Source organism: Streptococcus sp. 2018110 (assembly GCF_019754115.1).
Lineage (GTDB): Bacteria > Bacillota > Bacilli > Lactobacillales > Streptococcaceae > Streptococcus > Streptococcus hashimotonensis.
The window spans coordinates 75,329-89,090 of the sequence record NZ_JAIJZO010000003.1 but is presented as its reverse complement, the minus strand read 5'-3'; the positions used below and the strand labels follow the sequence as shown (position 1 = coordinate 89,090).

The window sequence follows — 13,762 nt, the reverse complement described above, 5'->3', positions numbered from 1 at the left end:
AGTAGCCCCAGTATAACACTTGTCCGTACAAAAACAAAGCCTATTGCTTTGCACTTTTAGATGTGCTATACTGAATAACTACAAAATTGACAGGAGAATGAAATGGAAACTTGGAACGCCTACACAGCCGACGGTCACTTGACCGACCACACCCTCACACGCGGAGAAGCCATTCCCGACGGCCTCTACCACCTAGTCGTCGAGTGCATCGTCCGCCACCGCGACGGTAGCACCCTCTTCATGAAACGCGACAGCACCAAGCCCTCCTACCCTGACTATTATGAAGCGACAGCAGGAGGCTCGGCTTTGTTTGGGGAAATAGCAGAGCAGGCCATTTTACGCGAAGTCCGCGAGGAGACAGGCATTGAACTGACAGCTAACCAACTCCGCCACCATACACACTTTGTCGCCCATGATGACCAGTGCCTCTTCCACTGCTACTGGGCTGAAACCGACTGGGACAAATCTGCCATCCAACTCCAAGCCGAAGAAACCAGCCACTACATCTGGGTCCCACAAGAAAAACTGAAAGATTTCCTGGAAAATGAACAGGTTATCCCAAGGCAGAAAGGCTATGTGGAGAACTTGTTTTTGGAAAACTAAGTCCGAATAAGAAATAGATCCCCGCCGTCACGAGACAGCGGGGATTATTTATCTTACAAACCCTTCAACATATTATCAATATGCTGGATAGATTTTTCTCTGCCGAGTAGGAGAAAGTTAATAGTCACGGAACTTTTTAATCTCTTGATAAATATCCTTTCGGAATTTTCCGAGAGATACATTCTTTATATCCTCCTCAAAAATCACATCACCATAAATCATTCTATCTATCTCGTCATCTGTTAGAGATAGGTAAAAGTCATAATATTGAACGACAGTATCTATTTTCAGCATATCTCGCAACTCATCCCTATAAGATTCTGAGTACCTAACTTCACGTTCCAACATATTCTGTATATCTATACCATGAATCTCGTATGCTTCTTTTAGATTAAGAGTTTCAATATCTCGTAGTTTCTGTAGTTTCTCCTTAATTGCTTCAATATCTTGATTCTTATCTTTATTGGGGGAGATAACAACCTCAATATCATCAATAGATTTGTAACGGTATTGAAAAGCTAGGTTAGTTTCCTCTACATCCTTTTTAATGAATGGATGAACATTTAAAGCTTTAGTCCCCTTGATATGATTACAATATCCACAAGATGGGATTAAATTATATAGACTAACAGCTAACCATGGAAATTCATCCTTACTATAGAAATGGTCCATTTGTGCCGCAAACCTATCCCCACGATTGTTTATATAATTTCGATTACAATAAGGACAGACAGTTACTCCCAATTCCCTAACAAGAAATTGATTGATATTAATTTCTGATTTACCAAAAACAATTGATTTAGACAAAATATTATAATCTGTATAAACCTTTTTTAAGTCATCAATTGCTTTAGATTGTTCTGGTGTCTTACAAGTATTTTTAATAGCAAACTTAGCCAGCTCCTCGGGCGGTAATAATATTAAATGTCTAAAAAACGTTTTCCCATCCCAGCTGCTATTAATACACTTAGGAATATATTGTTCTATAAAGCTCTTCAACTCAGCCAAATTTAAAGGATCATTATACCTAGCTAATATTCTTTTAAAGTATAGCTCTTCAACAGTGGTCCTATTCCCAAAATAGTTTTTCTTTTTGCGATATGGTTCTGTATCAATATATATCATCTATTCCTCCCCATTATGTGAATTCATAAGCTCTTCTATCTCTGATACTATTGTCAGTATCTGCTCATTATTGGCCGATGCTTCTTTCAATTGCTGAAATAATCCGTTCAGCTCACTTTTTTCTGAAGGAGAATCTGACAAGTTTTCACTAAACCAAATTTTATCCCAGATAGACAGCAACTTACGTTTGATTAACTGTTCGCCAATTGCATCAATCCTATACTTCAAGATTTGTTTGAACTGATCATCACTCGAAGATTTTTGAATTTTTTCTCTAATGAAAGAGTTATTTAAGATACCCTCTCTTAATTTTATATACTTCGCTCTATATTGTGTTTTATATTCATCCTTGAAATTTGTTTGGTTAAATTCAGGGAAAATGATTTCACCAGACTTAAGTTTATCAATGATTTGTTTATCGACTTTAAACTTTTCTCTGAAAAGTTTTGTAAATTCCCCTTGATAGCTCACTTTCTTTTTGTAATATTTTTCGTAAAAGTAATTTGCATACTCCTTTTCGTTACTGATTTTTTTAATATTCTCGATATCTTTCTCAATCTGTGAACGATGCGAAAACCACACTTCAAAAGCTTCTTCATCCATTTTTTTGTCTAAATCATCTGTGTCACCTACAAAGAGTTCTTCATATCTCTCTTTACACTTCCCTTTGTATATATCAAAAATCCTAGATGCTTCATCCTGCCATAACTCTAGCTCATATAGTACCTCGATTGTTTCTTGAATTTGTTCTTTTGCATACTCTCCACGCGTACTCTCTAGGAAAAAGGAATCACGGTACAAGTCATGGATATTCTGACCAAATGTTGTCACTTGATTTTTTTCCATACCTTGATTTTCGACAATAATCCTGTTGTCGTTAGTATCTTTTCTTAGCATGATGACATTATCTGCATAGATATCCGACAGCATAATCGGAGAGTGAGTTGTCATGATAATCTGAATGTGTTTACCTTTGAAAATCTCCTGAATGATTGGCAGAGCAACGCTAATCCACCGACGCTGCCACTCTGGATGAAGTCCTAAATCAACTTCGTCCAAAAGCAGAAGAATGTTGGTAGCTTTCAATCCCTTTTTAATGCTATATAAACGTCCAAATAGATTCAGTAAGGCAAGTTCTCCTGAGCTCAAGCCATCCCAAGAGAATGTAATTGTACTCAATAACTTATCTATATAAAATTTATAGGAAGGGTTGAGCTTCAGGGATACATCTGCCCCATCAATTTTCGTGCTCTCTAATTGTTCTACCAACTCTAGTATGGAGTAATGTTTTTTATAAAATGTATCAAAATCTTCCGATTCCGATACTGTCTTTCGTTCCGCTGACTCTTCTGGCTCTTCAAGTCCCTCAATTTTCTTAACTAGTGACACTAATTTTTCACAATATTCTTTTCCTATACTCTCCAAACTCAAAAAATCGTTAATAACTACTTCTCTATCAATATTCCTTCCTAATCGAATTTTACGTTTTTCTCTATCTAGAAAACTGTCTTCAGGATGTTTAAAATAGTCTAAATATGCATTTGCTTCAGCCCAAGCCGTCTGAATACGTTCATCTTTATCCCATCGGATTAGAAAATCATTCCAATCTTTAACTCCTAATTTTTTTTTGAGATTATAACAAGATGGAATCTCTTGCCACTGCTCATCTTTTGTAACTAAGTTAAATTTATATCTATCGTTTTCTGTCGGTTTTTCTAGTGGTACAGCCTCTCCTACTTTTCCTACATTTACGATAGTATAAATAAGTACATCATATAAATTCTGAAGTAGTTGCTTTTTTGGTGAGTATTTATGAGCTATTGGATATAGGCTATCATCGTTTATTCCAGAAAGTTTTCTTGGAGTAAGAATTTTGTCAATATCCAAACTAGTTTTGTAGTATTTCAACAAGTTATCTTTATCAATGACAATTTTCTTACTTTTTATAAAACGAAGTATTTCAAATTTATTCACAATTGCACCATTGAGAAAACCTATTTGTTTTTTCATATCACTTAGATTCACATAGTGCAACTCTGATTCTTTTAATAAACGACTTGTAGATACATCTTTTGAAATAGTTAACTCCCTCTCAGGAGAGCTTAGTTCTATTGCATTAGAAAACTTGACTATATTGGTCTCTGAAACTCTTGGCGACTTTTGAGTGTAATGTTTGCTATCACTCTTTTTCGTCAAAAACTTTATCTGGGAAGCCCAATGATTTTTAATATCAGTTTCTATCTGCGTATAGTATCTATATCTATCATTATCTACATCATAAAATACAAAGACTTTGTCAGCCGACATACTCAGTACATCATTCACCAACCTCGTCTTCCCAACGCCATTTTCCCCAACAATAACAGTTAAGTCATCAATTCCTTCTGCGTATGGGATTTTGATATAATCCTCATTTTCTTCTATCTTAATTTTTTTTCCACCTGTATGTTTGACCTTAATGTCTGGTAAAAAGTTGATGACTTTATACTCCTCATACTTTTCCTCAATCATCGCAACCAATCGCATTCTTTTTTTCTTCATCGTCCTTATCTCCTTACTACATTTATTTCTTATTATAACCTCAAATGTAATTTTTAAAAAGCAAAAATAAAAGAAGTTGAACATAGCCAACTTCCTTATTATTTATTTCATTACAAACTCTTCAACATATTATCAATATGCTGGATGGATTTTTCACGGCCGAGCAGGTAAATGGTATTTGGTAACTCTGGTCCGTGCATTTCGCCTGAAACGGCGATACGGATTGGCATGAAGAGGTTTTTGCCCTTGATGCCTGTTTCTTTTTGAACAGCTTTGATTTGTGGGAAGATGTTATCTGGTTGGAACTCTTCGTCCGTCATGGCTTCCAATTTTTCCTTGAGGGCGTTGAGAACAGTCGGTACCGTTTCGCCTGCCATGACTTCTTTTTCTTCATCAGTCAATTCTGGGAAATCAGAGAAGAAAAGGTCTGTCAAACCAACGATTTCATCCGCAGATGACATTTGTGGCTTGTAAAGTTCCACCAATTTTTCTGCCTTGTCTGTCAAACGACCCGCTTCTTCCAAGAATGGTTTGGCAAGGTTGAAAATAGTTTCCAGATCAGCATTTTTGATGTACTCATTGCTCATCCAGTCCATTTTCTTCTGGTCAAATGCTGCTGGTGACTTGCTGAGACGATTTTCATCGAAGAGTTGGATAAATTGCTCACGGGAGAAGATTTCCTCTTCACCACCAGGGTTCCAACCCAAGAGACCGATAAAGTTGAAAACAGCTTCAGGCATGTAACCCTTACGACGGTAATCTTCGATAAACTGAAGAGTGTTGGTATCACGTTTGGACAGTTTTTTACCAGTCTCAGAGTTGATAATCAAAGTCATGTGACCAAATTCTGGCGCTTCCCAACCAAGTGCTTCGTAGACCATGAGCTGCTTAGGTGTATTAGCAATGTGGTCATCTCCGCGGATAACGTGCGAGATGTTCATCAGATGATCATCGATCACCACGGCAAAGTTATAGGTTGGATAGCCGTCGCGTTTCTGGATAACCCAGTCGCCACCGATGTTGCCACCTTCAAACTCGATTTCGCCCTTAACCATGTCATTCCACTTGTAGATACCTGTTTCATTGACAGCCAAGCGAACCGTTGGGACAATGCCAGCCGCCTCACGCTCTGCAATGTAGGCTGTTTTTTCATCTTCAGACATACCAAGGTATTCGTTGATGTAGCGAGGTGTTTCGCCCGCAGCTTCCTGACGCTCACGCTCCGCCGCCAATTCCTCTTCTGTCACGTAAGATTTGTAGGCCTTACCTTCTGCCAAAAGTTGATCAACATACTTTTGGTAAATATCCAAACGCTCTGATTGACGGTATTGCTCATGGGTTTCTGGGCTTTCATCCCAGTCAATACCCAACCAACGCAGGTTTTCAAGCTGAGAACGCTCGCCATCTTCCACATGGCGTTTGCGGTCTGTGTCTTCGATACGAATAAGGAAAGTACCGCCGTGATGACGGGCAAAAAGATAGTTGAACAATGCTGTACGGGCATTTCCGATATGCAACAGTCCCGTTGGACTTGGTGCGTAACGCACACGAATTGGTTTAGTCATGTTTCTCTCCTGTAAAATTTCAATCAAGAACATTATAGCATAGAACGTAATAAGAAGATAGAAAAATCAGCCTAGATAGACTGATTTTGAGGTGTTTTTTGATTATACTCTTCGAAAATCAAACTCAGACGTCGTTGACTTGATTTGATGAACTTCAGTTCTATCTACATCCTCGTCGCCTAGTCTGAATTCGATTTTCATTGAGTATTCCGTGCCAGCCAGTAGAGGACATAGAGGACCAACAAGCCAGTTGCCGTTAGGAAAAGTCCGCTAATCTGATTGACAGTCAATACCAAGACCAAACCTGATACCAGCAGTCGAGTAAAGGCTTGACCTAGCATAAAATAGGTTGACACCGCTCCGCCAATGGTCGCCAACTGCTCCTCTGGCATAGAATTGACAAACTTAGCGTTAAACTTAGGTCCACTAGCTCCAGAGCTAATCCCCATTGTAGTAAGGAAGAAGAAAATAATTGGCAGTTGATGTAGCAACATTCCGACAAAAACGCCAAGAAGAGAGAAAGTAGCAGCCACTTCCAGCGTTACCATGCTGGTCTTTTTGAAAAGGGTAAAGACCAAGGTCGAACCCAAGATGTTGCCGACAAAGAAAATCAGAATGGTCAGGGCAAGAGTTGTTTCAACATTGAGAAAAACAAGGCTTGAGGCTTCGCTAATCAGCAGGACCAGAATAGGATAGAGAATCGCTCCACAGGCGTTGATTATGGGGCTGGTAATCAGGACCAGGCGGAACTCGGGGATCTTGCGAAGCTCCACGATGGCTTGCTTGAATGAAGCTAGAATGCTTGGACCTTTGGTTTCTGACTCGGGCTGGCTCGGCTGCTCTGCTATTTTCAAAGGCTGCTCCGTCAGGAGTTGGCGAAAGGCTGGCGTCAGCAGCTGCATGATGAGAAGGGAGGCTAAAAAGGTGCCGGCGTTGAGAAAGGCAAGGTTTTGATAGGAGAGGAAGCCGACCAAGAGGGCAGAGAGGGCCTGAAAGGCGATGTTGAGGAGGCTGGTCACGGTCTGGCGAAAGGCCGAGTACTGCTCCCGCTCTTCTTTGGGCGCTACGCGTAATCCCAGAGGTGAATAGAGGCCGTTTTCATAGAAGCCAGCGAAGTCTGCAAAGACATTGAAGCTTGCAGCCACCACGACAATCCAGAGGGCTGGCTCAAAGCCCATGCAGAATCCGAGGATGACATAGAGGGCCACACGAAAGAGTAGGGTCAGCTTGATAGTACTGATTTTGTTGACCGTCTTGTCTGCCAGATAGCCTGTGAAGAGGCCCATAAAGCTAGGAAAGATTTCTGAGAAGGTCACAATCGCCAGCGCTAGACGGCTGTCGGGCACCAGCAAAACATAGTTCATCAGGGCCAGATAATAGACAACATCGCCAAAATTGGACAGCATATCCGCCGTCAGTACCCATAGGTAGGTAGCATTTTTCAAAATCTTTTTCATGATAATTCCTTTCTTTTGTGTAATTTTCAGAATATTCAGATTTTTTATCTTACAGAGGAGCCTGGATAGACTTTCCTCTGTGATTATTCTTTTACATAGAGTAAATATTTAATGTAGAAAATGCCATATCACCCGTTACCAAGAGAACCTTTTCTTTTGGCTCAGATGCATAATTGTTAGTTGTTGACATGGCGCTATCCAACTCTACTACCGCTTGCCAGTCAGCAGGCAGGTAGAGTGTGATATTTGAAAAGGCCGCATCGATATAAAAATCTGCCTTATCACCTAGAATCACCGCCTGATCAAAATAGATCGTACTAGATCCAAAGGCTACATCAACACTGTCATGAATAAAATTCTCCTCATGGATATAACGAGTCGAGGAACCAAAAGCTGTATCACGCCCCTTATCGCCAATCACTCCTGTACCAACTCCATGAGCCAGTCTACGCTTCTTCGGCTTAAGCATCAGTTTCAAGCCAAGGCAAAGAAGAACAAGCGATAGAACCATATTCCAAGTCCCAAACTTCACCCAATCGTAAACTGAGTTCACCGCTATAAAAGCCAGACCGAAACAAAAGATACTGGCAAGCCAATCCTGCTTCACCAAACGGTGAAAACCCGTCACAAAGGTTAAAACAAACCAAACAGTTGTCCAAAACGGCATGGCCAGATGTAAGCCTAAGGAATCCCTTAGCAATACCAAGACCGCTAATCCAATCACTAAACAACCTATCATAAAACGTTTCATCTTCCTACCTCATTTCCTGTAACTTTTCTTTTAATAAATGGTAATAATGTCGCGACACGTGAACTTCCTTGTGAGTCTTATAGAAGGAAATCCGACTGGTGCCTGAGAAGGACTTATCTAGCGAATAAACTACCTTGCTATTGACAATAGTTGACTTAGCTACCCGACAAAAGTAGATAGGCAAATACTCCTCAAGTTCATAGAGTTTCATCTTAACCTCGTAGGCATCATCGCTTGTATGAGCAAAAATCTTGGTTCCGTCCGTTTCAAAGAAAAGTATGTCACCCAATGAAAGAAAATACTCGCTGCTCCCCTTGTAAAAAACAAGCGAGGGACGACTAACTTGTTGCAAAGCTTGCTGAATCTGTTCAATCTCTGGTCCCAGCTGACTGGTTCGGATAACAACTTCAACCTGATCTAAGCTGTCATCAAATTCAATCCTAACTTTCATAGCTCCCTCCTTTTTGATAGCTCTATTATACCAGTTCGACATCCAATTACAAGGGCATTTCAGTAAGCGGCAAAATTAGACAGGTAAGTGGTAAACATTCATCATTAAAAGCCGCTAGAATTCTCTAACGGCTTCATAATTATTTCAGTGGAGTTCTTTTATCCTCTTCTCTTTTACGACGCTTATAAAATGCGCCTAGAAGGAGACCTGCTCCAAGGATTCCTGTCCAAGCTGATGATTGTTCACCAGTATTTGGTAGCATTTGTCTTTCTGACTCTTTTGCTGGCTGAGGAAATGCAGGTTTCGGAACAATTTCGCTAACTAATTCCAACTGCCCTTCTATCTTAGATTCTGATATTATTTCAGTAGTCGTTCCGCTCACTGACTCAGAACTGAATTCTGAAAGAGAGTTTACCGAAGACTCGGAAATGGATTCTGAAGTTGATTCTGAAAGGGACTCGCTGACCAACTCGGAGATAGATTCAGATGTGGATTCGGAAATAGATTCGCTGACCGACTCGGAGATAGATTCACTGATTGATTCTACAATAGAAATTAGATGTGAAATAGAGGTAGATAGTGATTCTATTTCTGATGGAGTGTATTCCGACGACCTTATTTGCTCAGAACGCCTGATTGAGTTAGAGTATGATACTGACTCTGAGATAGATTCTGAGACTGACTCTGAAATCGATTCAGATACGGATTCTGAAAGGGATTCACTGACTGACTCGGAGATAGATTCACTGATTGATTCTACAATAGAAATTAGATGTGAAATAGAGGTAGATAGTGATTCTATTTCTGATGGAGTGTATTCCGACGACCTTATTTGCTCAGAACGCCTGATTGAGTTAGAGTATGATACTGACTCGGAAAGGGATTCTGAGACGGATTCGGAAAGGGACTCGCTTACCGATTCAGAGAGAGATTCAGAGGTAGATTCCGAAAGGGATTCGCTTACTGACTCGGAGATAGATTCACTGATTGATTCTACAATAGAAATTAGATGTGAAATAGAGGTAGATAGTGATTCTATTTCTGATGGAGTATATTCCGACGACCTTATTTGCTCAGAACGCCTGATCGAGTTAGAGTATGATACTGACTCTGAAATTGATTCAGAGATAGATTCTGAAAGGGATTCGCTTACTGACTCGGAGACGGATTCGGAAATTGATTCACTCACTGACTCTGAAATTGACTCAGATGTAGATTCCGAAATAGATTCGCTTACTACTGACTCGGAAAGGGATTCGGAAATTGATTCAGAGATAGATTCAGAGACGGATTCTGAAATCGATTCGCTGACCGACTCGGAGAGGGACTCAGATACAGATTCAGAAATTGACTCGCTAACTGACTCGGAGACGGATTCTGAAATCGACTCGCTGACCGACTCGGAGACGGATTCAGAGACGGACTCGGAAATTGACTCGCTGACCGATTCAGAGATAGATTCTGAAAGGGATTCTGAAATCGACTCGCTGACCGACTCGGAGAGGGACTCAGAGACGGATTCAGAAATTGACTCGCTGACCGACTCAGAGACGGATTCTGAAATCGATTCGCTGACCGATTCAGAGATAGATTCAGAGATAGATTCAGAGATAGATTCAGAGACTGATTCCGAAATAGATTCACTTACTGATTCGGAAATTGACTCGCTGACCGATTCAGAGATGGACTCAGATACGGATTCGGAAAGGGACTCACTTACTGACTCGGAGATGGATTCAGATGCAGATTCTGAAAGTGACTCGCTCACTGATTCAGAGATAGATTCAGATGTAGATTCCGAAATGGATTCACTTACTGACTCTGAGATAGACTCGCTAACTGATTCTGAAAGTGATTCGCTAACCGATTCAGAGATAGACTCAGAGACTGATTCGGAAATTGATTCACTCACTGACTCTGAAAGAGATTCAGATGTGGATTCTGAAAGGGACTCACTTACTGACTCAGAAATTGACTCAGATACGGATTCTGAAATCGACTCGCTGACCGATTCAGAGATGGACTCAGATACGGATTCGGAAAGGGACTCACCTACTGACTCGGAGATGGATTCAGATGCAGATTCTGAAAGTGACTCGCTCACTGATTCAGAGATAGATTCAGATGTAGATTCCGAAATGGATTCACTTACTGACTCGGAAATTGATTCAGATACAGATTCAGAAATTGATTCGCTGACTGATTCTGAGACGGATTCTGAAATAGATTCGCTCACTGACTCTGAAAGGGATTCAGATACAGATTCTGAAAGAGACTCACTTACTGACTCGGAAATTGACTCAGATGTAGATTCAGAAAGAGACTCGCTGACTGACTCGAAAAGGGACTCGGAGACGGATTCAGAAATAGACTCACTTACCGATTCTGAGATAGATTCAGATACGGATTCGGAAATGGATTCACTCACTGACTCGGAAATAGATTCAGAGACGGATTCAGAAATTGATTCGCTGACCGACTCGGAGAGGGACTCAGATACAGATTCAGAAATTGACTCGCTAACTGACTCGGAGACGGATTCTGAAATCGACTCGCTGACCGACTCGGAGATAGACTCAGAGACGGATTCCGAAATAGATTCGCTGACTGACTCGGAAAGGGACTCAGAGACGGATTCGGAAATCGACTCACTTACTGATTCTGAGATGGACTCAGATGTAGATTCTGAAATCGATTCACTTACTGACTCTGAGATAGACTCGCTAACTGATTCTGAAATTGATTCGCTCACTGACTCGGAGATGGACTCAGATACGGATTCAGAAATCGACTCGCTGACTGACTCGGAAAGGGATTCTGAGACGGATTCGGAAATTGACTCAGATGTAGATTCAGAAATTGATTCGCTGACCGACTCGGAGAGGGACTCAGATACGGATTCGGAAAGCGATTCGCTGACTGACTCGGAAATCGATTCAGATGTGGATTCTGAAAGAGACTCGCTGACCGATTCAGAGATAGATTCGGATACAGATTCGGAAATTGATTCGCTGACTGACTCGGAAAGGGACTCAGATACAGATTCAGAAATTGACTCGCTGACCGACTCTGAAAGGGACTCAGATGTAGATTCAGAAATCGACTCGCTGACCGATTCAGAGATAGATTCTGAGACGGATTCTGAAATCGATTCGCTGACCGATTCAGAGATAGATTCTGAGACGGATTCTGAAATCGATTCGCTTACCGACTCGGAGATAGACTCAGATGTAGATTCTGAAATCGATTCGCTCACTGACTCGGAAAGGGATTCGCTAACCGATTCAGAGATAGACTCAGAGACGGATTCAGAAAGGGACTGACTTACTGACTCGGAGACGGACTCGGAAACCGACTCACGAACTGATTCGGAGACGGACTCAGAAACAGATTCACGAACCGATTCGGATACCGACTCAGAGACGGACTCACGAACTGATTCGGAGACGGACTCAGAAACAGATTCACGAACTGACTCGGAGACGGACTCAGAAACAGATTCACGAACTGATTCGGAGACGGACTCAGAGACGGATTCGGAAATAGATTCGCTCACTGACTCTGAAATAGAGTTCGAAACTAAATTTGAAAGGGATTCCGACTGACTGATTGACTCTGAATTAGACAAAGATTCAGATTTACTTGTCGATTCGGAGTTAGACAAGAGCTCAGACTTACTTACCGATTCTGAAAGGGATTCGGATACAGAGGTGCGAATTGACTCAGATAACGAATGCTTAATTGAAGAAGAGAGCGACTCAGAAGTTGACAGACGTATACTATGTGAGTTTTGAATAGATTCAGAAGTTGATTGCAAAAAACTATCCACCTCATTGCTTATAAATGAAGTTTTATAGCCAATCATCATCCCACTCAAATTCGTACGACCACCATCCTCTTTCACAGTTGCATGAACACTTGCTGAAGTCGGATGTAACGCAGCTTGAACATATAAAGCAATATTGGCTAAACTCGATCCCGAACTTGTAGTAAACGTGTAGGTTACTGGTCCAGATAGAGAAATTTTCTGGCTCCCTAGACTATAGTTATGCCCATAAAACCTTCCTGTATAATCTAAGGTACTCAAATTTGTTCCCAATGTTTCACGACTGGCGAAACTATCATCCAATTGTAGTGATATACCATTGACTTGTAGATTTTGTGGTGCTCCCATTTCTGATACAACAGCAATATATAACCCCATATATGCTTGCGATAAATTTGTAACAGGATTATAAACCACTCTCCAGTTAATAAGATTGCTGGTTGTATCCAGTCGCCCCTCGATTAAGGAAATCTGTTTGTCTCTATATTTTGCACTAGAATCTGACTCTGAAAAAACCAAGATATTTTGATTTGTTCCAGTAGCAGTCGCTCTCAAACTGACTCCATTATCCATACTTCTAGCAGTTCCAAGCAGTTGAGTAATACGCCCTGTCAACACGTTTGCAGCCTGAGCAATCTGTTTGCTGGCGATGTCCAGTTCTTCCTGCGTCATTTCTTTACCTGCAAGAATCGATTCTGCCATTTGCCACGCTTTGTCCGCTGCCTGCTTTGCAACTATATATTTTTGATACTTCGTCGTTCCAGTCTCTATCGAATCTGGAACAATGAGTGAACGAGATTCATTAAGAGAAGTTAAAGCTATATCGAATAACTGGCGGTTTAATCCTGCAAATGGCTCGATCGCCCTTACAGAATCACTCTCCGATTTAAGTATTGACTGAAGCTCTGATTCACTAAACGCGGGTGTTAAAAAAGCGCTTTCTGACAACGATTCTGAAAGAAGATCTGACTGAGATTCTATCACCGATTCCGAAATAGATTGACTCACTGATTGAGCCATCGATTCCGAGACTGAGAAAGACTGGATTTCCTCGATAGATGAGTCTTTATTGTCAGTTAATACGGTACTCATCTCTACAGTATCAGCCGTCACCAACCGTTCTTTCTCGGTTTCGAGAGTTGATGTTTCATCTGCCATTACAGTATCCATTACGGAGTAACTTCCCGCAAGAGTCCCTAATAACATAGCACCTTTTAATACAGCACTACTTGACTGAATTCTCTGTACTGTCTCACTTGAAACCGTCTTCTTTTCTGATTCAAACACTCTTGAAACGGTTCGAATACGTATCTTCGATAGAACCGTTCTAACCCAATGCTTTCCCGATTTATGCATTCTAACACGTGTCTTATGCGACACCGCTGTAACTTGTCTTCTTCCCCTATTGATTCCTACCATTTTTACCTTTTGCCATTTTAATGT

General features: G+C 41.0%; 8 protein-coding genes and 1 pseudogene. 1 reads left to right on the top strand and 8 read right to left on the bottom strand.

Annotated features, from left to right (window positions below; genetic code table 11):
• The first annotated feature begins 102 nt into the window (after positions 1-102).
• On the top strand, positions 103-603 hold the full coding sequence (locus K5Q34_RS03620; RefSeq protein ID WP_172114981.1) for an NUDIX domain-containing protein: 501 nt from the start codon (positions 103-105) through the stop codon (positions 601-603).
• 117 nt (positions 604-720) lie between these two features.
• Here the strand turns inward: K5Q34_RS03620 and K5Q34_RS03615 are convergent, their stop codons facing one another.
• The 8 genes and pseudogenes from K5Q34_RS03615 to K5Q34_RS03585 all read right to left on the bottom strand — a co-directional run.
• Entirely contained in the window at positions 721-1,728 is a 1,008-nt protein-coding gene (locus K5Q34_RS03615; protein WP_221864533.1) for a hypothetical protein, read from the bottom strand.
• The gene (locus tag K5Q34_RS03610) at positions 1,729-4,269 is read right to left on the bottom strand and encodes an AAA family ATPase (RefSeq protein ID WP_172114977.1); all 2,541 of its coding nucleotides are present in this window, start codon (positions 4,267-4,269) and stop codon (positions 1,729-1,731) included.
• Positions 4,270-4,379: 110 nt separating this feature from the next.
• The gene (gene gltX, locus K5Q34_RS03605) at positions 4,380-5,834 is read right to left on the bottom strand and encodes a glutamate--tRNA ligase (RefSeq protein WP_172114975.1); all 1,455 of its coding nucleotides are present in this window, start codon (positions 5,832-5,834) and stop codon (positions 4,380-4,382) included.
• Between the two features lie 197 nt (positions 5,835-6,031).
• Positions 6,032-7,291 (bottom strand): MFS transporter, encoded by a 1,260-nt coding sequence (locus K5Q34_RS03600; protein ID WP_172114973.1) that lies wholly within the window; start codon positions 7,289-7,291, stop codon positions 6,032-6,034.
• Between the two features lie 91 nt (positions 7,292-7,382).
• Entirely contained in the window at positions 7,383-8,042 is a 660-nt protein-coding gene (locus K5Q34_RS03595; protein WP_074391215.1) for a LiaF transmembrane domain-containing protein, read from the bottom strand.
• Positions 8,043-8,046: 4 nt separating this feature from the next.
• Positions 8,047-8,493 carry a LytTR family DNA-binding domain-containing protein gene (locus tag K5Q34_RS03590; protein WP_172114971.1) on the bottom strand — a complete coding sequence of 149 codons (447 nt, stop codon included), beginning with the start codon at positions 8,491-8,493 and terminating at the stop codon, positions 8,047-8,049.
• 139 nt (positions 8,494-8,632) lie between these two features.
• Positions 8,633-8,824 (bottom strand): LPXTG cell wall anchor domain-containing protein, encoded by a 192-nt coding sequence (locus tag K5Q34_RS11925; protein WP_024411703.1) that lies wholly within the window; start codon positions 8,822-8,824, stop codon positions 8,633-8,635.
• A 1,260-nt stretch (positions 8,825-10,084) separates the two neighbouring features.
• Positions 10,085-13,738: pseudogene (locus tag K5Q34_RS03585) on the bottom strand (KxYKxGKxW signal peptide domain-containing protein); the annotation flags it as partial.
• Positions 13,739-13,762: the final 24 nt, after the last annotated feature.